Consider the following 23,279-nt stretch of genomic DNA (forward strand, 5'->3'; position numbering starts at 1 on the left):
GGCCCTAGGGTGTCGCCCCGTCACATTGGTCCAGTCCAGGAGTCCGTCCCCGATGCCTTCGCCCGCCCTGTACCGCTCGCCCAGACCCAGCTCCACCGCCGCCACCGTCCTGCTCGCCGTGTGCGGCACCGCGACCCTCGCCTCGCTCGCCGCGGGCTTCCGCCTGTACGGGGAGGCGGGGGAGTTCGCCGCCGACTCCGACCTGGCCGACGAGTCCGCGCTGACGGACGCGGCCCTGCTCTACGACAACGTCAGCCTGGTCCAGACGCTCACCCTGCTGGCCTCGGCGGTCGCCTTCATCACCTGGTTCCACCGGGTGCGGGTGAACGCGGAGGTCTTCGACCCGAGCGGGCACCGGTTCAAGCGCGGCTGGGCGATCGGCGGCTGGTTCACCCCCGTGGTCGCCCTCTGGTTCCCGTTCCGGATCACGGTCGACACCTGGACGGCCAGCGCCCGGCCGGACGCCTCCGGGGTGCGCCTGCCGCACCCCCAGCCGCTGGTCAACCTCTGGTGGGCCACCTTCTGGCTGGCCAACGCGACCGGCCGGTTCGGCGCCAACTACCTGAACTCGGCGAAGTACCCGGACGACTACCAGACCGCCCTCGGCTGGCTGCTGGCCTCCGACGTGCTGGAGGTGGTCGCCGCCGTCCTCGCCGTCCTGGTCGTCCAGCGGCTGACGGCCATGCAGGAGGAGCGCTTCGCCGAGTCCACCGCCCACGCGTACGCGGTCCGCGGCGGAACCGTCCGGGGCTGAGCCGTTCCGCCGGCCGGGGGCCCGCGGCCGGGCGCTCAGTCCGTGAACGGGTCCGAGGCCAGCCGGGCGTGCAGGTGCTCGTCCGTGTAGACGCCCCCGCCGTAGGTGTAGGAGGCGCGCAGGGTGCCCTCGTACGGGAAGGCGGCCCGCTCGGCGACCCGGCAGGAGGCCTCGTTGCCGACGGCGTGGTAGAGCTCGATCCGGCGGGCGCCGGCGCGCTCCACTGCCCAGCGGGTGACGGCGGTGGTGGCCCGGGTGGCCAGGCCCCGCCCGCGGGCCGCGGCGAGCAGCCAGTAGCCGACCATGGCCACGCCGTCGTCCCGGTTGCTCCACCCCAGGTAGGCGTTGCCGCAGAGGCTGCCGTCGGCGGCGTCGATCACGGCGAAGGAGGCCGCGCTGCCGTCGGCCCAGCCTGCCTCGCAGCGCTCCAGGTAGGCCTGCGGGTCGACCGGGCCGGTGGCGCTGAGCGGGTTCCAGCGGGCGACGGCCGGGTCCGCCGCGGCGGCGAGCAGGGCGGGCACGATTCCGCCGGCCACGTCGAGGCCTGGCCCCCACGGGCGCAGCACGGCGTCGCCGAGGTCGAGGACGGTGGGGCGGAACAGCCGCTGGGCGGTGCCGGGATCGCTGATGGTCATCCCGTCTTCCTATCCCCCGCTCCCGGGGGCCCGCCAGCGAATATTCCGGTGCCCGACTTCGCCCGCCCGCTCCGCCCTCGTGGACGGAGCGGGCGGGCGGACGGGGCGCGGTCAGATCCGGGCCAGGTAGCCGTTCTCCACCAGCCAGAGCACGTTCAGCTTGGCCGGGCCGCCGGGCAGCAGGGTGGCGTCGAGCTGGTACTGGAGGCCCCAGCCGGGCTGGTTGAACCAGGGAGCGATCGGGCCGGCGTGCACCGTGAAGGCCTTGACCACCTTGTAGTCGTGGTAGTTGCAGGCGGCCGGCGGGGTGCCGTCCAGGCTCTGCGGCGGGAGCGCGCGGCTGGCGTAGGGCAGGCCCTCGGGGGCGAGGTAGGCGCCGTACTCGCTGCCGTAGCGGTCGATGTTCTGGTTCGGGTAGAGGGTGAGGTCGAACTCGATCGGGCTGCCGTCGGGCAGGGTGACGTAGCCGTCGGCCGGCGGGTATATCCAGCCGCCCTTGCCGCCGTTGCCGGCCGGGTCGTAGTACTTGGCCAGGAAGTCCTGCTCACCCGCGCCGCCGGTGCGCTGGTAGCCGACGAGCTGGCGGCCGACCGGCCCGGCGGTCGGGAGGTCGGCCGGGCCGAGGCGGGCGTCGTCGTGGCGGAAGGCGGCGGAGCACTGGTCGGCGGGGGTGGCCGCCGGGGCCGCGACGGCGGCGGGGACGGTCACGGCGGTGAGGGCGGCGGCCGCGGCGAGCGGCGCGACGAGCAGGCGAAGGCGAAGGCGCACGGTGTCTCCGTCGAACGGGTCAGCGGTCGAAAAAGGAGCCACGGAGGAGCGTTCTGCTCACCCTCCGTGGCTGGTTCGACACCAGGCAATCGGATCATCTGATCATTCGTCAACATGATCAGTGCGACTGCGCGTTCGACTCGGCGGATTCGGCCAAAGCCGGGACACCGGGACCGCCCGTCCGCGAGGATGAGCGGTCCGGCGCGCCCGGGTCACTTCCCCGGGGCGACCCGCCCGAGCAGGTGGAGCAGCCGGTCGAGGGCGTCCTTGGAGTTCGGCTCGGTCAGGTTGGCCATCAGCCGGAACGCCGCCTTCAGCAGCGCCGGGTGGCCGAGCCCGGCCGCCCCGGCCGCGCCGCGCAGCTTCGGGCGGCCCAGCAGGTCGGCGGCCAGGCGGCCGAGCGCGAAGTAGCCCGCGTAGGCGGAGCGCAGCGCCTGCGGGTAGGCGCGCAGGGCGAGTTCGCGACCGCGGTCGGTGCGGCGGGCGAGGGCCTGGACGATGGTCTCGGCGGCGTAGCGGCCTGACTCCATCGCGTAGGCGATGCCCTCGCCGGTGCCCGGGCTGACCGTCCCGCCCGCGTCGCCGATCAGCAGCAGACCGTCGGCGTAGTGGGGCGCGCGGTTGAGGCCCATCGGCAGGGCGGCACCGCGGATCGGCTCGGTGACCGCGTCGGGGGTGTAGCCGTACTCCGGGGGCAGGCCGTCGCACCAGCGCCGCAGCACCTCGCGCCAGTCCGCCTCGGTCCCGGCGGTGTCGAGGACCCCGAGGCCGACGTTGGCAGTGCCGTCGCCCATGCCGAACACCCAGGCGTAGCCGGGCAACTGGCGCCGGGCCCGGTCGTCGGGGTCGCGCAGGTCGAGCCAGACCTCCAGGTAGCGGTCGTCGTGCCTCGGGGTGGTGAAGTACGTCCGGTAGGCGACGCCCATCGCGCGGTCGGTGCGGCGGTAGCGCCGCATCGCCACCGACAGCCGGGTGGAGTTGCCGTCGGCGGCGACCACGACCGGGGCCCGGTAGGCGACCGGCCGGCGCTCCTCGCCCAGCTTGGCGATGACGCCGGTGATCCGGCCGGTCCGCTCGTCCAGCGTCGGGCCCGTCACATTGGCGCGTTCGACCACCCGGGCTCCGAGCGAGGCGGCCTTGCGGGCGAGCAGTTCGTCGAAGTCGGCGCGGCGCCGGACCAGTCCGTACCCGGGGTAGGCGGAGAGCTCGGGCCAGTCGAACTCCACCGAGCGGTGCCCGGAGATCAGCCGCAGGCCCCGGTTGTGCAGCCAGCCGGCCTCCTCGGAGACGTCGATGCCGAGGTCGGTCAACTGCTTGACGGCGCGCGGGGTGAGGCCGTCCCCGCAGACCTTCTCGCGCGGGAAGGCGGACTTCTCCAGCAGCAGGACGTCCAGTCCGGTCCGGGCGAGGTGGGCGGCGGCGGTGGAGCCGGCCGGTCCGGCGCCGACCACGATGACGTCGGCGCTCCCCCCGTCCTGGACGGCCTCCCCGCCACGGACGGTCTCCTCGGGCCGGACGGTCTGCTCTGGGCCGGGCATCGCACTCTCCCACGGGTCGGATCGGCTGTCCGCGCGACGGAGTCCTCGGACTGGGCGGTTCCGGACGGACGATAGAGAACCCCGGCGCCCGCCCGCCGCCCCGACACGCAGGCCGCCCCGCGAACCGGCCAATACCGGCCACCCCTGCCGTACGGGTCCACCCGCCACGCCGGGGCCCGGACGCAACCGAGCCCCCGGCCCGCGAGCAGCAGCGGGACCAGGGGCTCTCCGTCGTTCCGCGGCGCGGACCCCTCGGGGGGATCAACGGCGGTCGCGCCGGGTTCGACGAGGGCCCCGACCACGGGGGCGGACCGGGGCCCTCATCCGGTACCACGGCTGGCACCGCCTCCCGGGTTCACCACCAGTCCCACTAATCCCATTGACACCACTGACACCACCGGCACCACCCGATCCGGCCCCGGGAACGGCGGAAGCCCCTGACCGCACGGGGGAACGTGGCAGGGGCTTCCACTGTCGACTACGGCCGGCGGGCCCTCACGGGTTCAGCGCCAGCACCACGTACCCCGCCAGCACCGCCAGGTGCACCGCGCCCTGCAGCGGGGTCGCCCGGCGCGGGATGACGGTGAGGGTGAGCAGCACGATGGTCAGGCTCAGCAGCACCATGTGCGCCGGGTCGAGGCCGAGGACGAGCGGGCCGGAGAGCCAGGTGGAGGCGATCGCGACCGCCGGGATGGTCAGGCCGATGCTGGCGAGCGCCGAGCCGAGGGCGAGGTTGAGGCTGGTCTGCACCCGGTTGCGGACGGCCGCGCGCAGCGCCGCGATGGTCTCCGGCAGCAGCACCATCATGGCGATCACGACGCCGACCACGGCGTGCGGCAGCCCGGCGTCGTCCACCGCCTTCTCGATGGTCGGCGACACGCCCTTGGCCAGGCCCACCACCGCCACCAGGGCGACGGCGAGCAGCAGCAGGCTGATCCCGGCGGCCCGGAGGGTGGGCGGTGAGGCGTGCTCCTCCTCGGCCAGCACCCGGCCCTCGGGGGTGACGGGCAGGAAGTAGTCACGGTGCCGGACGGTCTGGGTGGCCACGAACAGGCCGTAGACCACCAGTGAGGCGGTGGCCGCGAAGGTGAGCTGGGTGGTCGAGAACTGGGGGCCGGGCGAGCTGGTGGTGAAGGTCGGCAGTACCAGGCTGAGGGTCGCGAGGGTGGCGATGCAGGCCAGCGCGGCGCCGGTGCCCTCGGCGTTGAAGACGGCGGTCCGGTACTTGACGGCGGCGACCAGGATGGACAGTCCGAGGATGCCGTTGCAGGTGATCATCACGGCGGCGAAGACGGTGTCCCGGGCCAGGGTGGAGGACTTGTCCCCGCCGTCGGCCATCAGCGTCACGATCAGCGCGACCTCGATCACGGTGACCGCCACGGCGAGGACCAGTGACCCGAAGGGCTCCCCCGACCAGTGCGCGATCACCTCCGCGTGGTGCACGGCCGACAGCACGGCGCCCACCAGGAAGCAGGCGACCACCGCCACCACCCAGCCGGGGAGTTCCTTGTGCCAGGTCAGGGCGAGGACGAGGAACGACACCACCGGGACGACGACGGTCCATTGCGCGAGAGCCGCGCGGAGCTTCGTGATCATGCCGCCGAGGATCCCAGACCGGAGGCCCGTCACCCGGGTGCCCGCGCCGGATACATAGGGATGTGGCATAACTCATCCCAATTCGGCAGTCACCCACCGTAGCCGTGAAGGTACTGAAGCACTTTGTCGACATGTCGCCGAAGCCGTTCCGGGACGCCCCCGGCGGTCGCCACGGTCTTGTCGCTGGTCCGGTAGGCCGCCGCGACCAGGGCGGGCAGGTCGTGGGTGAAGCCGTGGCGCTTTATCTGCTGGTCGAGCCAGCAGGCGTAGTTGCCCATCGCGGCGATCGCGTCGCCCGGGTCCCAGTACGACTTCGGACCGGCGTGGGTGGCGGCCTTGCCCCAGGCCTCGAAGACGGAGGGCGTCCACAGGGCGATGCCGTACTCGCCGGTCTCCGGGCGGGCGGCCTTCGGGTCGAAGCCGCTCTCGGCCTTCAGCATGGCGGCCAGCAGCACCGGGGTGACCTCCGGCTCGGGGCAGCGCCGCGCCGCGGTCTCGATCATGCCCCGGTAGGCCACCGGGACGTCCGATCCGGCCGGGATCGCGCCGGGCGGCGGGGGCGCCGCGCGCTCAGCCGCGCCCGGACCGCCGGACTCCGGGCCACCGGCCAGGACGAGGACAGCGAGCCCGCAGGCGAGCAGGCCCGCGCCGGACCGGACGGCGGCCTGGACGGCGACCCGGACAGCGGCCCGACGGCCCCGGCCCGGAACGGCGGCGGCCCGGGCGACCAGCGCCGCCAGCCCGGCCGGGCCGGTCCGGGTCCGCTCCTCCCGCCCGGGGGCGAGGCAGGCGGCGACCACCGGCCGCCAGCGCACCGGCAGCGCCTCGTGCAGCCGCAGCGGCGCGGCGCCCCGCGCGTACGCCTGGGCGGCCAGCGAGCGGGCCCGGCTGGTGGCGCCGAGGAAGGGGTGCAGGCCGCCGGTGAGCACCTGGTGGGCGATCACCCCGAAGGCCCAGACGTCGGCGCTGGGGCGCAGCGCGATGCCGCGGGCGCCGGTGCGCTCGGACCACCACTCGGGCGGGACGTGGTCGGGCGAGCCCAGCGGCGGGGCGTAGGCGTGGGTGCCCTCCAGCTCGGCGGTGAGGCCGAAGTCGGCGATCTTCGCGGTGCCGTCGGGCATCAGCAGGACATTGGCCGGTTTCAGGTCCCCGTGCACCCAGCCGACCCGGTGCATGTGGCTCAGCCCGGCGCAGACCTCGGCCAGGATCCGCTCGGCGCCGGGCACCGCCGCACCGGGGCGGGCCTCGCCCAGCAGGTCCTGGAGGCTGCCGGCGGCGCGTTCCATCACCAGGGCGACGGCACCGTCGAGCGCCGGATGGTCCGGGTCCTCGACGGTGGCCACGGCGAGGGTTCGGATCAGGTGGGGGTGATCGGCGCGGCGGCTGAAGCGCTGTTCGCTGCGGGCCATCCGGGCCACGGTCCGGCGCTGGCCGGGGGCGAACCGGGCCGCGCCGAGGATCTTGACGGCGGCCTGGCTCCCGTCGGGGCCCTCGGCGGCGTACACGCTGCCCCAGGCACCCGCGCCGAGGAAGGCGCCGAGGCGGTAGCCGGCGATCGGGTAGCCCTCCGGGACCGCGAAGGACGGGCCCCCGGACGGCCCGGGGTCGGAACCCGGCTCCGGCTCGGGCTCGGACCGCGGCAACGGCTCCGGCTCCGGCTCGGACCGCGGCGACGGCTCGGACGGGGCGCCGGGCGTCACGGCCGGGCGACCGGGCGCCGGGGCGGGAGCAGGGCCAGGTGCTCCTCCCGGACGAGGTCGAACTTCAGCGCCAGCGCCACCAGTTCCTCGCGCTTGCCGCCGGCCGACCCTTCCTCGTACGGCTCGCGCAGCCGCAGCTTGGCCTCCACCAGGTAGTCGATGTGGTAGTTGACCGCCGAGCGGCTCAGCCCGCGGCAGCCGGGCAGGGCGCGCAGCCGGGCGAGCACCTCGGTCACCCCGGGGACGGCGGCGGCGGAGGGCGAGCGCAGCCGGGGCTCGCAGAGCGCGAGCAGGACCAGGAAGTACTTGGCGGTCGGGTCCAGGGCGAACGGGCTGACGGTGTGCTCGCCGTCGGCGCCGCCGGGCCGCCCGTCGAGGTAGGCGTGCTGCGGGGCGAAGACCTTGAAGGCCGCGGGCTCGCCGAGCGCGGGCAGCAGCACCCGGGAGAGTTCGAACGGGACGGGGGCGCCGAGCCGGCCGGGCGCGACCTTGACGTGCTCCCCCGCGCCCTCCAGGTTCTCCACCACGTAGGTGGCCGAGGTGCTGAAGTTGGACAGCCGCCAGTAGTCCTCGGCCGCGACCACCTCCCCCGCCCGGCGGGAGACGCCCTGGTCGGGCAGTGGGATGGGGACCGGTCGGCCGGGCTCCCCGCGCCCGAACACCGCGGTCTCGCCCGGGCCCATCCGCAGCAGGCCGGGGGCCCCACCGGGCCTCATCCCGGGCCCGGGGCCGGGCAGTTGGACGATGACCGTGTCCACGCGGCACCTCCGTGGGATCGGGTCGATACCTCCGTGGGATGGGGTCGATGGTATCCGTCCTATTCGCCCCGGGGGCAAACCCGCCACCCAGACGGGTGAGGAACCGCCCTTTTCCACCCATGAACTGATCATCCGTCAGGACTGGAGTTGTCCGTGTGCTGAACAGATGAGGAATGGTTGCAGGATGTAGTTGAACGGTCACCATGAGTGTGACGCAACGCACACACAACACGTTCACGATGTGTGCAAGACTCATCTCAAGGAGTGAGATTCCCTTAATTTCCAAGGAGGTTCGTATCATGCGCGCTCGGATCGCAGCTGTGGTGATGGCGGCGGCAGGGATCGCCGGCCTGACGGCGGCCCCGGCCATAGCGGCCACCGCGACGTCCGACACCGACACCGCGCTCTGCGCCACGGTGCTCAACCAGCCCTGCATCTCGCACCAGGCCGACGGCGCCGGCATCGTCGGCGTCGCCCAGGTCAGCGCGGACCCGGGCCAGTTGACGCTGGTTCGGGTCGAGGTCCGCACCCAGGCCGCCTGGGGCAGCCCCTGGGAGGCAGTCGCCTCCGCGACCACCGTCCGGTTCGGCTCCGCCAAGGCGGTCACCCCGCGGGTGACCGCCGGCGCCCCCCGCATGATCTGCGCGACCGCCGGCCCCGCGCTGGACGTCGCCAAGCAGGTCACCACCTGTACCCGCCCGTTCTGATCGCGGGGCCGCCGAGGCACCGCACCCGCCACCCCCACGCCGTCCGTACGACCGGGCAGCCGTCCGGACGACCAGGGGGCGGGAAGCAGTAGAGGGCACCACCACCGGGGCCGGCCGCCGGGACATCCCGTCCCGACGACCGGCCCCGGTCGTCCCGATCGGGCGGCAGCCGTCCCGATCAGGCAGAAGAGGCGGTGGCGGAGATCATCCGGAACGCGGACCCGGGTGGACCTGGGGCACCCCTTCACGGCAAACTGGTCTAGACCTTGGAGGTCTAGACCTCAGCCTCGCCTCAGAACGGTGGACCCAGTATGGAAATCGTGATCGTCCCTGACGCCCGTGCGGCCGGCGAACTCATCGCCGCGGCGATCACCGATCTGCTGACCGACAAGCCCGACGCCCTGCTCGGCGTGGCCACCGGATCGACCCCGCTGCCGATCTACCAGGCCCTGGCCGAGCGGGTCCGCGACGGCCGACTGGACGCCGCCGAGGCGCGCATCTGCCAGCTGGACGAGTACGTCGGCCTGCCCGCCGGCCACCCGGAGTCCTACCGCTCGGTGGTGCTGCGCGAGGTCGTGGAGCCGCTCGGCCTGACCGAGGACTCCTTCCTGGGCCCGGACGGCAACGCCTCCGACATCGCCGCGGCGGCCACCGCCTACGACCGCGCGCTGGCCGAGGCCGGCGGCGTCGACCTCCAGCTGCTCGGCATCGGCACGGACGGCCACATCGGCTTCAACGAGCCCTGCTCCTCGCTCTCCTCCCGGACCCGGATCAAGACCCTGACCCGGCAGACCCGCGAGGACAACGCCCGCTTCTTCGACAGCCTCGACGAGGTCCCGCACCACGTCATCACCCAGGGCATCGGCACCATCCTGGAGGCCCGCCACCTGGTCCTGCTCGCCACCGGCGAGGCCAAGGCCGAGGCCGTCGCGCTCGCCGTCGAGGGCCCGCTCTCCGCGGTCGTCCCCGCCTCGGCGCTGCAGCTGCACCCGCACGCCACCGTCGTGGTGGACGAGGCGGCCGCCTCCCGCCTCAAGCTCGCCGACTACTTCCGCGACACCTACGCGGCCAAGCCGGCCTGGCAGAAGCTCTGAGCGCTCCCGGGCAGCGGCCGTGACGGCCGGGGCGCCGGCCACCGACTCCCCTCGGTGGCCGGCGCCCCGGCCGTTTCGCCGTACGGAGACGCCGCTCAGTACCGCGAGCGCCGCTCAGCGTGGGGAGCACCGCTCAGTTCCGCAAGCACCGCTCAGCACGGGAAGCGCCGCTCAGCGCTTGCGGAGCCAGTCGGCGAAGGCCGCCAGGCCCGGGCCCGGGTCGCGGCGGCCGAGGCCGATCCGGAACCGGTCGGCCGGGGTCGGGGTCAGCTCCGAGCGGAAGATCCCGGCGGGCAGCAGCAGCACGCCCGCCTGCTCGACCAGCGCGGTACAGAACTCCTCCACGCCGTCCGGGCCCAGGTAGCGCGGGAAGGCGACGCAGCCGCCGTCCGGCGCGCGCCACTCGAAGAGGTCGGCGAACTCGGCGAAGAAGGCGTCGAACAGCGGCAGGTTCCCGGCGATGATCGCGCGGTTGCGGGCCAGGATGCGGTCGCGGGCGGTGATCGCGATCCGGGCCAGCACCTCGCTCGGCGCCGAGTTGCAGATCGTGGTGTAGTGCTTGGCCCGCTCCAGGCGCGAGCGCAGCTCCTGGTCCCGGCAGGCGATCCAGCCGATCCGCAGGCCGGGCAGGCCGAGCGACTTGGAGGTCACGTTGAGCGAGAGGGCCCGCTCGGAGAGGTCGGCGGCCTGCGGCAGGGCGCGGGCCGGGTCGCGCTCCAGGCCGCGGTAGACCTCGTCCGAGAACAGCCGGACACCGCGCTCGTCGCAGAGCTCGGCCAGCCGGACGAAGTCGGCGGCGTCGATCACCGTGCCGGTCGGGTTGTTCGGGAAGTTGACCGACAGCACCCTGGTGTTCGGCCGCAGCGCCGCCTCGACCGCGTCCAGGTCCAGCGCCCAGTCCCGCTCCGGGTCCAGCGCGACGCCGGTGACCTCGCAGAGCGAGAGCGGGACGGTCTCGGCGGACTGGTAGTTCGGGGTCAGCACCACCGCGTGGTCCCCCGGTTCGAGCAGGACCTGCATGGCGAGGTTGAGCCCCTCCTGGGCGCCGCCGAAGCAGATCACGTCGTCCTCGCCGACCCGCTCGTACATCCCGGCGACGGCGCGGCGCAGCCCGGGGTCGCCGAAGGTCTCGGTGTAGCCGAGGGCCAGGGTGTCCCAGGCCTCGCGGTCCTCGGGGCCCGCCAGGGCGAGCAGCTCGGCCATCGTCATGGTCTGCGCGTCGGAGGCGGTGAGGTGGTGGCGGGCGGTGAACTCCCAGCGCGAGAAGTGGGTTTCGAGCCGGAAGTCGGGGAGCCGGGTCACTGGTGGTCCTCCTCGCCGGGGCCCGCAGGGTGCTGCTTGAGCTCGGCGAGCAGGCTGTAGGCGCTGGAGCGGGAGATCCGCAGCGCGGTGGCGACGACGGGGACGGCGCGCCGGACGGCGAACACGCCCGCCCGGTCGAGTTCGCCCAGGACGGCGAGCCGGTCCTCGCGGGTGAAGCGCTCCAGCGGGCGGCCCTGGGCGCGGACGTACCCGCCGACCACGTCGTTGATCCGCTCGGTCCAGTCGCGCTCGAAGAGCGGTTCGGGGCGCGGCGCGGTGGGGGCGGCGAAGCCGGCCAGCAGGGCGGCGGCCTGCTCCAGCGGGCCGCGGTCGAGGTTGACGCAGAGCACCGCGGTGGGCTTCCCGTCGTCGTCGCGCAGTACGGCGCTGACGGAGGAGAGCCGGCGTCCGTCGGGCAGCAGCTTCGCGTACGGGCCGTAGACGTCGGGGGCGGAGGGGTCGATCCCGTCGAGCTCGCCGAGCAGTGACGGGTCGCCGGGGGCCCGGGGGGTCATCGGGTTCCAGACGGCGAGGACCCGGTCGGTGGCGGTGTCGTGCAGTACGACCTCGGCGTACGGGCCGAGCAGCAGGGCCACCGCGCGGCAGACCGGGGACCAGGTCCGTACGCGGGGGTCGGGGTTTTCCGAGGACATGCCTGGACTGTACGTCCGGATCGGACACTTGGTCCAGGGCTTTTCGCGCCCCGGGCCCCGCCGGAGGGTTCCGGCGGGGCCCGGGGCGGCTGCCCGTGCGCTACTTGCAGGTGATCAGCAGCCCGAGCACCGCGGAGCAGCTGCGGGTGGCCCGGCTGGTGGCGGGCGACGGGTCGGCGGGCGCCCCGGCGGTGCGCGCCACGGTGACGTCCCAGCTGCGGAGCAGGGTGAGCAGGCCGACGCCGACCGAGAAGTGCCGGGTGGTGCTCGCGCCCTTGGCCAGCGGCGCGGTCAGCGCGCAGTTCAGCTTCCCGGCGGCGACGGTGCAGTCGCCGGAGGTCGTGGTCAGCCCGGCGGGCAGGTCGGCGGCGACGGTGGCCGTGGTCACCGGGTCGGGGCCCTGGCCGGTGAGGGTGACGGTGTAGTCGACCCGGCTGGAGAGCAGCCCGGTGACCGGGGTCGCGGTGAGCGCGACGCCCAGGTGGGCGGCCGGAGCCGTGTAGGTGAAGCGGTCGGCGGCGACGGCCGCGCTGGTGCCGCCGGGCCCGGTGACCCGCACGTCCACGGCTCCGGCGAGAGTGGTGGCGGGGGCGGTCGCGGTGCAGCTGGTCTTCGTGCAGCTGAACGAGGTGGCGGCGCCGGCCGCGCCGAAGGTCACGGCGGTGGCGCCGGCCAGGTCGGTGCCGGTGATGGTCACCGCGGTGCCGCCCGTCCCGGAGCCGCCGTTCGGGCTGATCGCGGTCACGTCCGGCACCGGCAGCGGGAAGGTCACCACGTCGACGGCGCTGCCGGTGAAGTCGGCGAGGTAGCCGTGCCGCCCGTCGGCGGTCAGGGCCAGGCTGTACGGGCTGGCGCCCACCGGGACGGTCGCGGTGACCGTCCGGCTCGCGGTGTCCACCACGCTCAGGGTGTTGTCGGCGTAGTTGGAGACGTAGGCCGCCGTGCCGTCCGGGGAGACGGTCACCGCGTAGGGGCCGGAGCCGACGGCGACGGTGCCGAGGACCGTACCGGCCGCGGTGTCGATCACGGCGGCGGTGCCGTCGTCGCCGTCGGCGGTCCACAGCCGGGTGCCGTCCGGGCTGAGCGCGAGGCCGAAGACGCCGTGGCCGACCGGGACGGTGCCGCTCACCGTGCCGCTCGCGGTGTCGACCACGGTGACGGCCTTGGCGCCGGACGCGGCGACGTACAGCCGGGCGCCGTCCGGGGAGACGGCCAGGCCGTGCGGCTCGGCGCCGACCGGCACGGTCGCGGTCACGGTGTCGGACGACGTGTCCAGCACGCTCACGGTGTTGGCGGCGGCGTTGCTCACGTAGGCGCGGGAGCCGTTCGGCGCGAGGGCGAGGCCCCAGGGCTGGGCGCCGACCGGGACGGTCGCGGTGACGGCGTCGGTCGCGGTGTCCACGACGCTGACGGTGTTGTCCAGGTGGTGGGTCAGGTAGGCCCGGTGCCCGTCGGGCGACACGGCCACGGCGTACGAGCCGGACCCGGCGGTGAAGCCGCCGGACACGGTGTTGCTCGTGGTGTCGAGCACGCTGACGGCGCCGCTGCTCTGGCTGGTCACATAGGCGTGGCCGCCGTCCGGCGTCAGCGCGACGCCCGCCGGGTACGGCGCCACCGCCAGGTGCGCGGCGACGGCCGGCGGCGGTGTGACGGCCTCGGCGGTCGCGGGCAGCGACAGCAGTGCGGCCGTGGTCGCGGATATCGCGGCCACGGCCGTCCGGGTACGACGGGGTGTGCGGGGTGTTCTCACGGGTCTCTCCAGCTGCTCGGCACGGACGAACGTGTGGTGGTGCTGTGGTGGGTTCGGAGCCGGGGGAAGCGTAGAAGCCGCCCTGACTTTCCGTCAGGGAGTGACTACTAATGTCGCCAAATGTTCAGATCCGATCGCCGCGCGAGGGTGCACGAACCCGCCACGGCCCCGACCGGGCCGAGGGCTCCGGATCGACGTGACCGGGGTCTCGATCGACGTCGTGCAGAAAATTGGAGTTGCGGAGTCGCATTCGATAGCGTTCCGAACGTGAGGCTGACCAAGAGCACCGACATCGCCCTGCGGATCGCCATGCGACTGGCCGTCCTGGGCGAGGGCGACAACCCGACCACCCGCGAGGTGGCCGCGTCCGTCGGCGTGCCGTACACCCACGCGGCGAAGGTGGTCAGCCGGCTGCAGCACCTGGGGGTGGTGGAGGCCCGGCGCGGTCGCGGCGGCGGGCTGATGCTCACCTTCGCCGGGCGGACCGGTTCGCTCGGACTGCTGCTGCGGGAGCTGGAAGGGGTCGGCGACGTGGTCGGCTGCGAGGACGACCCGCCCTGCCCGCTGCGGGCCGCGTGCCGGCTGCGCGGAGCACTGCGGGGCGCCCAGGAGGCGTTCTTCGCCGCGCTCGACCACCTCTCCATCGACGACCTGGTGGCCTCCCCCACCGGGCCGGTCCTGCTCAGCCTCACCGCGAGACCCGCCGACACCGCCTGACCCACCGGCGTCACCGGCACCGCCGGACCCACCGAGACCGCCGGACCCACCGGCCGATCGGCCCACCGGGGCCGCGCGCCTCTTTCACAGCCTTTAATGCGAATCTCAGATACCAGTTAGGAGCCCGACTGATGCTGTCCGCGAAGTCCACCGAGGTCATCGAGGCCACCCTGCCCGTCGTGGGCGCCGCCATCGGCGACATCACCCCGCGCTTCTACGACCGGCTGTTCGCCGCGCACCCGGAGCTGCTGCGCGACCTCTTCAACCGGGGCAACCAGGCCAACGGCACCCAGCGCGAGGCGCTGGCCGGCTCGATAGCCGCCTTCGCCACCGCCCTGATCGCCCACCCGGACCAGCGGCCGGACGCGATGCTCGCCCGCATCGCCCACAAGCACGTCTCGGTCGGCATCGACAGCAGCCAGTACAAGATCGTCCACGAGCACCTGTTCGCCGCCATCGTGGAGGTGCTCGGCGAGGCCGTCACCCCCGAGGTCGCCGCCGCCTGGGACGAGGTCTACTGGCTGATGGCCAACGCGCTGATCGCCGTCGAGGACCGGCTGCGCGCCGAGGCCGCCGCCGGCGGCGACCCGGCCGACCTGTGGCGCCCCTACACCGTGATCGCCCGCCACCAGGAGACCGAGGCCGTCACCAGCTACCTGGTCCGCCCCGCCGACGGCCGCCCCGTCCCGGCCTTCCGCCCCGGCCAGTACGTCTCGGTGCGCACCGAACTGGCCGACGGCGCCCGGCAGATCCGCCAGTACAGCCTCTCCGGCGGCGCCGACGGCGCGCTGCGCTTCAGCGTCAAGCGCGAGGACGGCGGCGAGGTCTCCGGCCACCTGCACGACCACCTGAAGGCCGGCGACCCCGTCGAACTGGCGCCCCCGCTGGGCGACATCGCCCTGGCCGACGGCGACGGCCCGGTGCTGCTCGCCTCCGCCGGCATCGGCAACACCCCGATGACCGCCATGCTCGACCACCTCGCCACCACCGGCTCCACCCGGCGGATCGTCTCCGTCCACGGCGACCGCGACCAGCTGAGCCACGCCTTCCGGGCCGAGCTGGCACGGCTCACCGCCGACCTGCCGAACGCGGACTCGCACGTCTTCTACGAGCGGCCGCTCGGCGAGTGGCCGGCCGAGCGCACCGGCCTGGTGGACCTCTCCACCGTCGAGGTCCCGGCCGGCACCACCGCCTACCTCTGCGGGCCGCTCCCCTTCCTGCGCGCCGTCCGCGAGCAGCTGCTGACCGCGGGCGTCCCGGCGGCGGACATCCACTACGAGGTGTTCGGGCCGGACCTCTGGCTCGGCGCCTGAGGCCTTGAGCCCCTGAGTCCCGGCGGCTGACGTCCCCGGTCGAGGTCGCACGGCCGAAGTCCCACCGCGGCACCGGTCCGCTCGGTACGATCACGAGCGGTCCGGTGCCGTTCGACTTCCGGCGTCCGGCAGTTCGGCATCCGGCGGTTCGACCGTCCGGCGGTTCGGGCGTCCGGCGGGGATCCGGTTCGGCAGAAGGGAGCCCGGATGCGGGTCGCGCTGTTCGCCACCTGCGTCAACGACGCGCTGTTCCCCGCCACGGCGGTGGCCACCGTCCGGCTGCTGGAACGGCTCGGCGTGACGGTGGACTTCCCCGCCGGGCAGACCTGCTGCGGGCAGCCGCAGTACAACACCGGCTACCGCAGGGGCTGCGAGCCGCTGGTCCGGCGGACCGCGAAGGCGTTCGCCGGGTACGACCACGTGGTGACGCCCTCGGGCTCCTGCGTGGCGATGGTCCGGGACAACTACCCCCGGATCGGCGCCAGGGCGGCGACCGAGGGCCGGGGCACCGAACTCGCCGACCTGGCCACCGACCTGGTGCCCCGGGTGGTCGAGCTGACCGAGTTCCTGACCGACGTGCTCGGCGTCGAGGACGTCGGCGCGTACTTCCCGCACACCGTCACCTACCACCCCTCCTGCCACGGCCTGCGCCTGCTCGGCCTCGGCGGGCGCCCGCGCCGGCTGCTGGACGCCGTCGAGGGCCTGGAGCTGGTCGAGCTGCCCGGGGCCGAGGAGTGCTGCGGCTTCGGCGGCACCTTCGCGGTCAAGAACTCGGCGGTCTCGGCGGCCATGGCCGAGGACAAGATCGCCAACGCGCTCGGCACCGGCGCCCGCGTGCTCTGCGGCGCCGACAACTCCTGCCTGCTGCACCTCGGCGGCACCCTGCGCCGTCAGGGCGCGCCGCTGCGGCCGCTGCACCTGGCGGAGATCCTGGCCAGTACCGAGGAGCACCCCTGGAGGCCCGTGTGAGCGGTACGTTCCTCGGCATGCCCGCCTTCCCGCAGGCCGCCGCCAAGGCCGTACGGGACGAGCGGCTGCGCGCCAACCTGCGGCACGCCACCCGCACCATCCGCGACAAGCGGGCCCGGGCGGTCGCCGAACTCGCCGACTGGGACCGGCTGCGCGCCGCCGGGAAGGCGATCAAGGACCACACGCTGCGCCACCTCGACCGCTACCTGGTGCAGTTGGAGGAGTCCGTCACGGCGGCCGGCGGCACCGTGCACTGGGCCGCCGACGCCGAGGAGGCCAACCGGATCGTCGCCGGACTGGTCAAGGCCACCGGGCGGACCGAGGTCGTCAAGGTCAAGTCGATGGCCACCCAGGAGATCGAGCTCAACGAGGCGCTGGCGGCCGAGGGGATCACCGCCTACGAGACCGATCTCGCCGAGCTGATCGTGCAGTTGAGCGACGACCGGCCCTCGCACATCCTGGTGCCGGCGATCCACCGCAACCGGGCGGAGATCCGGCAGGTCTTCGCGGACCGGATGGCCTCCTGGGGCCGCCCGGCGCCCAGGGGCCTCACCGACTCGCCCGCCGAACTCGCCGAGGCCGCCCGGCTGCACCTGCGGGAGAAGTTCCTGCGCGCCGAAGTCGCCGTCTCCGGCGCCAACTTCATGGTCGCCGAGACCGGCACCCTGGTGGTGGTCGAGTCCGAGGGCAACGGCCGGATGTGCCTCACCCTGCCGCGCACGCTGATCTCGGTGGTCGGGATCGAGAAGGTCGTGCCGACCTGGCGGGACCTGGAGGTCTTCCTCCAGCTGCTCCCCCGCTCCTCCACCGCCGAGCGGATGAACCCGTACACCTCGCTCTGGACCGGGACGACGGAGGGCGACGGCCCGTCCGAGTTCCACCTGGTGCTGCTGGACAACGGCCGCACCACCGCGCTGGCCGACCAGGTCGGCCGCCAGGCGCTGCGCTGCATCCGCTGCTCGGCCTGCCTCAACGTCTGCCCGGTGTACGAGCGGGCCGGCGGGCACGCCTACGGCTCGGTCTACCCGGGGCCGATCGGCGCCATCCTGACGCCCCAACTGCGCGGCACCGCGAGCCCGGTGGACGCCTCGCTGCCGTACGCCTCCTCGCTCTGCGGGGCCTGCTACGAGGTCTGCCCGGTCGCGATCGACATCCCCGAGGTGCTGGTGCACCTGCGCGAGCGGGTCGCCGAGCAGGGCGGGCACCCGCTGGAGCGGGCCGCGATGGCCGCCGCCGGGTTCGTGCTGGACCACCCGGCGGCGCTCGCCGCCGCCGAGCGGCTGGCCGGGCGCACCCGGTCGCTGCACCCACGCCGGCTACCCGGGCCGGGGCGGGCCTGGACCGACACCCGGGACCTGCCGGAGGTGCCGGCCGAACCGTTCCGCGACTGGTGGCGGAGGAACCGCACATGACCGCATCCGACCGGCCCGACCGGCCCGAACGTCCGTCGAACTCCCGGGAGTTGGTGCTCGGCCGGATCCGGGCTGCCCTCGGCGACGCCGCCGGGGTGGCCGAACAGCCGCTGCCCCGCGACTACCTGACGGCGCACGTTCCGACGGACGACCCGGCGGCGGTGCTCGACCTGCTGCACCGCAACCTGGCCGACTACCGGGCCCTGGTGCACCGCTGCCACGAGGACGAACTGCCGCGCCGGATCGCCGGGTTGCTGGTGGAGCGGGGCAGCCGTACGGTCGTGGTGCCGGCCGGGCTGCCGACCGGCTGGCTCACCGCGGCCGAGGCCGAGGGGGTCGAACTCCTCCCGGACGACGGGACGCTGACCGCCGCCCGGCTGGACGCCGTGGACAGCGTGGTGACCGGCTGCGCGCTGGCCGTCGCCGAGACCGGGACGATCGTGCTGGACGCCGGACCGGGCCAGGGGCGACGGCTGCTCTCGCTCGTCCCCGACCACCACGTCTGCGTGGTGCGGGCCCCGGAGCAGGTCGTCGCCTCGGTGCCGCTCGCGCTGCCCCGGCTGGATCCGGTGCGGCCGCAGACCTGGATCTCGGGGCCGTCCGCCACCAGCGACATCGAGCTGGACCGGGTGGAGGGGGTGCACGGGCCGCGCACCCTGGAGGTGCTGCTGGTCACCGCGGCGCCGGAGCCGGACGGCATCCGGGGCGGCGCCGGGGGGCGACACCGTCACTCCGGCCTGAGCTCCAGGGTGCAGCACTTCGCCCCGCCGCCGCCCTTCAGCAGCTCCGAGACGTCCACCGGGACGGGCTGGTAGCCGTGCTCGGTCAGCCGGCCGGCCAGGTTCTTGGCGGCCTCCGGCAGCAGCACCCGGCGGCCGTCCGAGACCGCGTTGAGCCCGAACACCTCGGCGTCGGCCCGGTCGGCGAGGATCGCGTCCGGGTAGAGCGCGCGCAGCACCGAACGGCTGTCGGCGTCGAAGGCCTCCGGGTAGTACATGACGTGGTCGTCGGCGAGCACCGCCAGCGCGGTGTCCAGGTGGTAGAAGCGCGGGTCGACCAGGGTCAGGCTGACCACCGGGACGCCGAACAGCTCCCCGGCCTCGGCGTGCGCGGCGCGCGAGGTGCGGAAGCCCGTCCCGGCGAGCACCCGGCGGCCCACCACCAGGTGGTCGCCCTCGCCCTCGTTGACGTGCCCGGCCCGGCGCACCTCGCGGTAGCCGCGCTCGCGGAACCAGGCCAGGTAGGCCTCCGACTCGGCGGCCCGCTCCGGGTAGCGGAAGGTGGCGACCAGGGCGCGGCCGTCCAGGACGGTGGCGCCGTTGGCGGCGTACACCATGTCGGGCAGGCCGGGCACCGGGTCGATCAGCTCGACGGTGTGGCCGAGCCGGCGGTACGTCCAGTAGAGCCGCTCCCACTGGCGCAGGGCGAGCGCGGTGTCGGTGGGCTGGGCGGGGTCCATCCACGGGTTGATCGCGTAGTCCACGGTGAAGTGCGTCGGCCGGCACATCAGGTAGCGCCGAGGCCGGGCGTGGCGCTCCGGGGTCTGCGTGAGCATGGCTCAACCATCCTTGGATCGCGGGGAGTTCGTCGCACGGAGTTCGGGGTTCACGGGGCCGAACACCTTCGTTCCCAAGGCGGCTGCCCCGACGGAACCGTTCGCACACCCGGGTGGGCGCTCCCAGCGGTCGCACGCCCCCGCGCACCCGGCGCAGGCACCGGCGCACCGACCCTCCGGCGTCGGCCGGCGGACCGCGCCACCGGCGGGCCCGGCGCCTCGGGTCGTCCGGAGTCCGGCCGGAGTTCCGCCCGGACGCCCCGGGGGTAGACAGCATCCGAGTGGACGGCGGACCGGCAGTCGGGGGCAGGCGTTGGGGAACGACGACCGAGACGTGAACGCCACGAGCCGGATCGGCGAGAGCACCATCCACGGCAACGTGGTCCAGGCCGGCGTGGCCAACATCCATCCTCCCCAGCCGCCGCCACCCGATCGGCGGGCCCTCTGGATCGGCCTGCTGCTCCTCGGGGCACTGGTGGGCCTCGGGTCGGGCCTGCTGCTCGTCCGGGGGCAGCTCTCGGGCGCGGACCTGGCCCGGGACGGCCGATCGCCGTCGCCCCCCGTCTCCTCCGCGTCGCCGGGTTCCCCACCGGCTCCCTCGCCTCCGGAGCCCGTGCTGCCTCCGGAGCCGACCCCGGCCCCGAGCCCGGCACCCGCGTCCGGACCGGTGTCCGTGCCGGTCCAGTGGCAGGGACAGCTCACCCTCGACACCGGCATGACCAGCGGGCGGATGATCTGGGGATACGGGCTCGACTCGGTGCCGCCGGGGACCTCGCCCACCGGAGACCTCAGGCTCCAATGCGTCGGCGGGTGCGAACAGAACCAGGTCACGGGCCAGGCGGTCATCCCCTGGCCCGGGCCGAACCCACCCAGCCGGGAGGACTGCCGGCACAAGCTCAACACCGTCCTCGGGCAGCAGACCGTCACCGTGCGGCCCGGTTCCATGGCGTGTTTCGGGACGGCGAAGATGCGAGTCGGGTACTTCACGGCGCGCAGCGTGGGAAACGACGGCCGGACCACGCTGGACGTGACCGTATGGGAGCTGCCCCCGGGTTCGTAGGGCCCACGGGGGCACGTGGTCCATCTCACGTGCCGCCGGAGTCACCTACGGTGGCGTAGGTCACTTGATTGGGTGAACTATCTCTTTCATGCCGAATCTCCAGGAGACCCTTGACCTCGATTCGTATGCCGCCATCGGCGACAGCTTCACCGAGGGTCTGAACGACCCCGGCGTCGACGGCAGGTTCGCCGGCTGGGCCGACCGCCTCGCCGGGATCCTCGCCGACGGGCGCCCGCCGGGCGCCTTCCGCTACGCCAACCTCGCGGTGCGCGGCCGGCTGCTGGACCAGATCACCGCCGAGCAGGTGCCGCAGGTCCAGCGCCTCCAGCCCGACCTGGTCACCTTCTGCGCGGGCGGCAACGACATCCTCCGACCGGGCGCCGACCCGGACGAGGTGGCCGAGCGCTTCGAGGCCGCCGTCGTCCAACTCACCGAAAGCGCCGGGACGGTGCTGATCTGCACCGGCTTCGACACCAAGGACGTGCCGCTGCTGAAGCACCTGCGCGGCAAGATCGCCACCTACAACGGGCACATGCGCGCCGTCGCCGACCGCAACGGCTGCAAGGTGGCCGACCTTTGGTCGCTGCGCGCGGTGCAGGACCGCCGCGCGTGGAGCGAGGACCGCCTGCACCTGTCCCCCGAGGGGCACCAGCGGGTCGCCCTGCTGGCCGCCCGCTCGCTGGGCCTGCGCACCGCACAGGACCCGGAGGCCCCGTGGCCGGACGCCCAGGCGCTCACCCCCGCCGACCAGCGGCGGGAGAACATCCAGTGGGCCCGCGAGTACCTGCTGCCCTGGGTCGGCCGGCGCCTGCGCGGCGAGTCCTCGGGCGACCACGTCGAGCCCAAGCGGCCGGACCTGCTCCCGCTCTGACGGTCCGTCAGGCCGCTCGCCCGGCCCGGGCAGCCGCGTTCAGACGGCTCCGCCGGGTGCCGCGACCCGGGAGGTCCGCAGCACCCGGTGGAGCACCCCGGCGCAGCCCGCGCCGACCAGGTACCAGAGCAGGTCCGGCGGGTTGAAGGTCGAGCCCAACACCAGCCGGGCCAGGGTGCTGTGCCGCCCCCAGGCGTCCGGCAGTCCGGTCAGCTGGAACAGCTCCACGGCCCAGCTGAGCGCGGCGGCCACGGCGGCGGCCCGGCCGGGGCGCAGCCTCGGCGCGGCCAGCACGAGCAGGGCGTACAGGAGGACGGTGTAGAGCGCGTCCCCGGCGCACTTGGCGAAGTCCCCGCCGAACACGGCCCGCACACCCAGCCCGGCCGCCACGGTCAGCACCGCCGCCGACGCGGCCGCCAGGCGCGTGCGCCGAAGCGCCCGGGAACCGCTCCCCCCGAGATCGTTCACCCGCCCCACGCTACCCCGCGCCCCACGGGCTCCGCCCCGGCCCCGCGCCCCACGCACGCCCCGCCGCCCCCGCACCACCCCCGCGACCCGCAAGCGGACCCTCCCCTCCCGGAACCACCGCGCCACCCCGTACGTCACTCCCCCCGATGAAACGTCCGCGCAGGTCGCGGGCGGGGCGAGGACCGGAAGGGACGGGCGGGGACAGTGGCGCACGTGGGTGGGGCCGAGGCGGCCGGGTCGGGGTCGGCGGCGGGGCGGGACGAGCGGACCCGGCGCGGGTTCGCGGTGGCCGGGTTCGCCCCGGCGCAGGACGGCCGGGCGCGGGAGCGCGGCAAGGAGCTGCGGACCCGGGTGCCCCGGGAGCGGCACGCGGAGTTCGCGCCCGCACCCGACCGGCCGACGGCCGTGACCGCGCTGGAGGCCTCCAACGCCGGCCGAATAGCCCGGCTGGTGCCGATCCGGGTCGGCCGGATGGCCGCCGGCCCGTTCGCGTTCCTGCGCGGCTCGGCCGGGCTGATGGCCGCCGACCTCGCGGGCACCCCGGTGACCGGGGTGGGCGCGCAGCTCTGCGGGGACGCGCACGCCGCGAACTTCGGCCTGTACGGCGACGCGCGCGGCCAGATCGTGCTGGACATCAACGACTTCGACGAGACCGTCCCCGGCCCCTGGGAGTGGGACCTCAAGCGGCTCGCCGCCAGCCTGGTGCTGGCCGCCCGGGAGGCCGGGGCGAGCGAGACCACCGCGCGCGAGGCCGCCCAGCACGTGGCGGGCTCCTACCGCCGGACGGTGCGCACGCTCGCCAAGCTGCCCGGGCTGGACGCCTGGAACGCCATCGCGGACGAGCAGCTGGTCTCCTTCGCCGAGGCGCACGACCTCGCCGAGGTGCTGCGCAAGGTCGGCGCGAAGGCGCTCGGCAACACCAGCGCCCGGTTCGCCGCCCGCAGCACCGCCCGTACCGCGGACGGCGGTTGGCGGTTCACGGCCGCTCCCCCGGTGCTCACCGAGGTGACCGACGCGACCGCCCGCGCCGTCGCGCACGCGCTCGGCCCGTACGTCGAGACGGTTCCGGCCGAGGTCCGCACCCTGCTGTCCCGCTACCGGGTGCAGGACGTGGCGTTCCGGGTGGTGGGCACCGGCAGCGTGGGCACCCGCTCGTACGTGGTACTGCTCACCGACCACCGGGACCAGCCGCTGGTGCTGCAGGTGAAGGAGGCCCGCCCGTCGGCGCTGCTGCCGTACCTGCCGGCCGGGCCGCGGCCCGCGGCGGACGGGCACGAGGGCCGCCGGGTGGTGCTCGGCCAGAAGCACATGCAGGTGGTCAGCGACACCCTGCTGGGCTGGACCACGGTCGACGGACTCCCGTACCAGGTGCGGCAGTTCCGCAACCGCAAGGGCAGTGTCGACCCGGCGGCGCTGCTGCCTGGCCAGCTGGACGACTACGCCCGGATCACCGGCGCCCTGCTGGCCCGGGCACACTCGCACACCGCCGACCCCGGCCTGCTGGCCGGGTACTGCGGCAAGAGCGAGGCACTGGACGAGGCCGTCGCCGCCTTCGCGGTGGCCTACGCCGACCGCACCGAGGCCGACCACGCCGACCTGCTGACGGCGGTGCGCAACGGGCGGCTGCCCGTCGAGCACGGCGTCTGACCGATCCGCCGC

At 74.5% G+C, this 23,279-nt stretch carries 21 protein-coding genes and 1 pseudogene; 11 read left to right on the plus strand and 11 right to left on the minus strand.

The genetic code is table 11. From position 1 onward, the window contains the following. Positions 1–52: 52 nt before the first annotated feature. A complete protein-coding gene (locus AMK13_RS30260; RefSeq protein ID WP_074004918.1) occupies positions 53–754 on the plus strand; it encodes a DUF4328 domain-containing protein in 702 nt (233 codons plus the stop codon). Between the two features lie 35 nt (positions 755–789). On the opposite strand, the gene AMK13_RS30265 is transcribed toward AMK13_RS30260, so the two are convergent. From AMK13_RS30265 to AMK13_RS44275, 6 genes are all read right to left on the minus strand, one after another. After that, the gene (locus AMK13_RS30265) at positions 790–1,389 is read right to left on the minus strand and encodes a GNAT family N-acetyltransferase (protein WP_074004919.1); all 600 of its coding nucleotides are present in this window, start codon (positions 1,387–1,389) and stop codon (positions 790–792) included. 111 nt (positions 1,390–1,500) lie between these two features. After that, positions 1,501–2,157, minus strand: a complete 657-nt coding sequence (locus AMK13_RS30270; protein ID WP_074004920.1) for a TNT domain-containing protein — start codon at positions 2,155–2,157, stop codon at positions 1,501–1,503. A 212-nt stretch (positions 2,158–2,369) separates the two neighbouring features. Beyond that, positions 2,370–3,695 carry a geranylgeranyl reductase family protein gene (locus AMK13_RS30275; protein WP_074004921.1) on the minus strand — a complete coding sequence of 442 codons (1,326 nt, stop codon included), beginning with the start codon at positions 3,693–3,695 and terminating at the stop codon, positions 2,370–2,372. Positions 3,696–4,190: 495 nt separating this feature from the next. Continuing rightward, positions 4,191–5,291, minus strand: a complete 1,101-nt coding sequence (locus AMK13_RS30280; protein WP_074004922.1) for a calcium:proton antiporter — start codon at positions 5,289–5,291, stop codon at positions 4,191–4,193. 89 nt (positions 5,292–5,380) lie between these two features. Continuing rightward, positions 5,381–6,934 carry a serine/threonine-protein kinase gene (locus AMK13_RS44270; protein WP_198959470.1) on the minus strand — a complete coding sequence of 518 codons (1,554 nt, stop codon included), beginning with the start codon at positions 6,932–6,934 and terminating at the stop codon, positions 5,381–5,383. 53 nt (positions 6,935–6,987) lie between these two features. Continuing rightward, positions 6,988–7,749 carry a serine/threonine protein kinase gene (locus tag AMK13_RS44275; protein ID WP_074004923.1) on the minus strand — a complete coding sequence of 254 codons (762 nt, stop codon included), beginning with the start codon at positions 7,747–7,749 and terminating at the stop codon, positions 6,988–6,990. A 299-nt stretch (positions 7,750–8,048) separates the two neighbouring features. Between AMK13_RS44275 and AMK13_RS30295 the strand changes: the two genes are divergently transcribed. Further along, entirely contained in the window at positions 8,049–8,456 is a 408-nt protein-coding gene (locus AMK13_RS30295; RefSeq protein ID WP_143204672.1) for a hypothetical protein, read from the plus strand. 311 nt (positions 8,457–8,767) lie between these two features. Next, on the plus strand, positions 8,768–9,550 hold the full coding sequence (gene nagB / locus AMK13_RS30300) for a glucosamine-6-phosphate deaminase (RefSeq protein WP_049652442.1): 783 nt from the start codon (positions 8,768–8,770) through the stop codon (positions 9,548–9,550). 171 nt (positions 9,551–9,721) lie between these two features. Here the strand turns inward: nagB and AMK13_RS30305 are convergent, their stop codons facing one another. From AMK13_RS30305 to AMK13_RS30315, 3 genes are all read right to left on the minus strand, one after another. Further along, entirely contained in the window at positions 9,722–10,852 is a 1,131-nt protein-coding gene (locus AMK13_RS30305; RefSeq protein ID WP_074004924.1) for an aminotransferase class I/II-fold pyridoxal phosphate-dependent enzyme, read from the minus strand. Continuing rightward, positions 10,849–11,505, minus strand: coding sequence for a helix-turn-helix transcriptional regulator (locus tag AMK13_RS30310; protein ID WP_049652446.1), 657 nt, complete (start codon positions 11,503–11,505; stop codon positions 10,849–10,851). The genes AMK13_RS30305 and AMK13_RS30310 overlap by 4 nt, the downstream gene beginning before the upstream one ends. A 100-nt stretch (positions 11,506–11,605) precedes the next feature. Continuing rightward, positions 11,606–13,216 (minus strand): beta-propeller fold lactonase family protein, encoded by a 1,611-nt coding sequence (locus AMK13_RS30315; RefSeq protein ID WP_074004925.1) that lies wholly within the window; start codon positions 13,214–13,216, stop codon positions 11,606–11,608. A gap of 306 nt (positions 13,217–13,522) precedes the next feature. Here AMK13_RS30315 and AMK13_RS30320 point away from each other — a divergent pair, with 306 nt between their 5' ends. The 5 genes and pseudogenes from AMK13_RS30320 to AMK13_RS30340 form a co-directional block, all read left to right on the plus strand. Beyond that, positions 13,523–13,972 carry an RrF2 family transcriptional regulator gene (locus AMK13_RS30320; RefSeq protein ID WP_049652449.1) on the plus strand — a complete coding sequence of 150 codons (450 nt, stop codon included), beginning with the start codon at positions 13,523–13,525 and terminating at the stop codon, positions 13,970–13,972. A gap of 131 nt (positions 13,973–14,103) precedes the next feature. Further along, positions 14,104–15,285, plus strand: coding sequence for a globin domain-containing protein (locus AMK13_RS30325; RefSeq protein WP_074004926.1), 1,182 nt, complete (start codon positions 14,104–14,106; stop codon positions 15,283–15,285). A 207-nt stretch (positions 15,286–15,492) separates the two neighbouring features. Continuing rightward, complete coding sequence (locus AMK13_RS30330) at positions 15,493–16,254, plus strand: (Fe-S)-binding protein (protein WP_074004927.1); 762 nt, start codon at positions 15,493–15,495, stop codon at positions 16,252–16,254. Beyond that, positions 16,251–17,666 carry a lactate utilization protein B gene (locus AMK13_RS30335; RefSeq protein ID WP_074004928.1) on the plus strand — a complete coding sequence of 472 codons (1,416 nt, stop codon included), beginning with the start codon at positions 16,251–16,253 and terminating at the stop codon, positions 17,664–17,666. Before AMK13_RS30330 ends, AMK13_RS30335 begins: the two co-directional genes overlap by 4 nt. Continuing rightward, positions 17,663–18,343, plus strand: a pseudogene (locus tag AMK13_RS30340) (LutC/YkgG family protein); the annotation flags it as partial. The gene AMK13_RS30335 and the pseudogene AMK13_RS30340, both read left to right, overlap by 4 nt. A 50-nt stretch (positions 18,344–18,393) precedes the next feature. Here AMK13_RS30340 and ddaH read toward each other — a convergent pair. After that, complete coding sequence (gene ddaH, locus AMK13_RS30345) at positions 18,394–19,221, minus strand: dimethylargininase (RefSeq protein WP_049652461.1); 828 nt, start codon at positions 19,219–19,221, stop codon at positions 18,394–18,396. Between the two features lie 334 nt (positions 19,222–19,555). Between ddaH and AMK13_RS30350 the strand changes: the two genes are divergently transcribed. Next, the gene (locus tag AMK13_RS30350) at positions 19,556–20,281 is read left to right on the plus strand and encodes a hypothetical protein (RefSeq protein WP_074004930.1); all 726 of its coding nucleotides are present in this window, start codon (positions 19,556–19,558) and stop codon (positions 20,279–20,281) included. Between the two features lie 88 nt (positions 20,282–20,369). Next, a complete protein-coding gene (locus AMK13_RS30355; protein WP_074004931.1) occupies positions 20,370–21,152 on the plus strand; it encodes an SGNH/GDSL hydrolase family protein in 783 nt (260 codons plus the stop codon). Positions 21,153–21,191: 39 nt separating this feature from the next. Here AMK13_RS30355 and AMK13_RS30360 read toward each other — a convergent pair whose 3' ends face one another. After that, on the minus strand, positions 21,192–21,620 hold the full coding sequence (locus AMK13_RS30360) for a ribosomal maturation YjgA family protein (RefSeq protein WP_049652467.1): 429 nt from the start codon (positions 21,618–21,620) through the stop codon (positions 21,192–21,194). Positions 21,621–21,833: 213 nt separating this feature from the next. Between AMK13_RS30360 and AMK13_RS30365 the strand changes: the two genes are divergently transcribed. After that, positions 21,834–23,267, plus strand: coding sequence for a DUF2252 domain-containing protein (locus AMK13_RS30365; protein WP_198959471.1), 1,434 nt, complete (start codon positions 21,834–21,836; stop codon positions 23,265–23,267). Positions 23,268–23,279 lie beyond the last annotated feature (12 nt).

It is taken from the genome of Streptomyces sp. CB02056, assembly GCF_001905545.1.
In the GTDB taxonomy this organism is placed as follows: Bacteria; Actinomycetota; Actinomycetes; order Streptomycetales; family Streptomycetaceae; genus Kitasatospora.

Bases quoted from the DNA above. Each gene is read 5' to 3' on its own strand.
- AMK13_RS30260 (WP_074004918.1), top strand. From the start codon at position 53: ATGCCTTCGCCCGCCCTGTACCGCTCGCCCAGACCCAGCTCCACCGCC.
- AMK13_RS30265 (WP_074004919.1), bottom strand. From the start codon at position 1,389: ATGACCATCAGCGATCCCGGCACCGCCCAGCGGCTGTTCCGCCCCACC.
- AMK13_RS30275 (WP_074004921.1), bottom strand. From the start codon at position 3,695: ATGCCCGGCCCAGAGCAGACCGTCCGGCCCGAGGAGACCGTCCGTGGC.
- AMK13_RS30280 (WP_074004922.1), bottom strand. From the start codon at position 5,291: ATGATCACGAAGCTCCGCGCGGCTCTCGCGCAATGGACCGTCGTCGTC.
- AMK13_RS30295 (WP_143204672.1), top strand. From the start codon at position 8,049: ATGCGCGCTCGGATCGCAGCTGTGGTGATGGCGGCGGCAGGGATCGCC.
- nagB (WP_049652442.1), top strand. From the start codon at position 8,768: ATGGAAATCGTGATCGTCCCTGACGCCCGTGCGGCCGGCGAACTCATC.
- AMK13_RS30310 (WP_049652446.1), bottom strand. From the start codon at position 11,505: ATGTCCTCGGAAAACCCCGACCCCCGCGTACGGACCTGGTCCCCGGTC.
- AMK13_RS30325 (WP_074004926.1), top strand. From the start codon at position 14,104: ATGCTGTCCGCGAAGTCCACCGAGGTCATCGAGGCCACCCTGCCCGTC.
- AMK13_RS30330 (WP_074004927.1), top strand. From the start codon at position 15,493: ATGCGGGTCGCGCTGTTCGCCACCTGCGTCAACGACGCGCTGTTCCCC.
- ddaH (WP_049652461.1), bottom strand. From the start codon at position 19,221: ATGCTCACGCAGACCCCGGAGCGCCACGCCCGGCCTCGGCGCTACCTG.
- AMK13_RS30355 (WP_074004931.1), top strand. From the start codon at position 20,370: ATGCCGAATCTCCAGGAGACCCTTGACCTCGATTCGTATGCCGCCATC.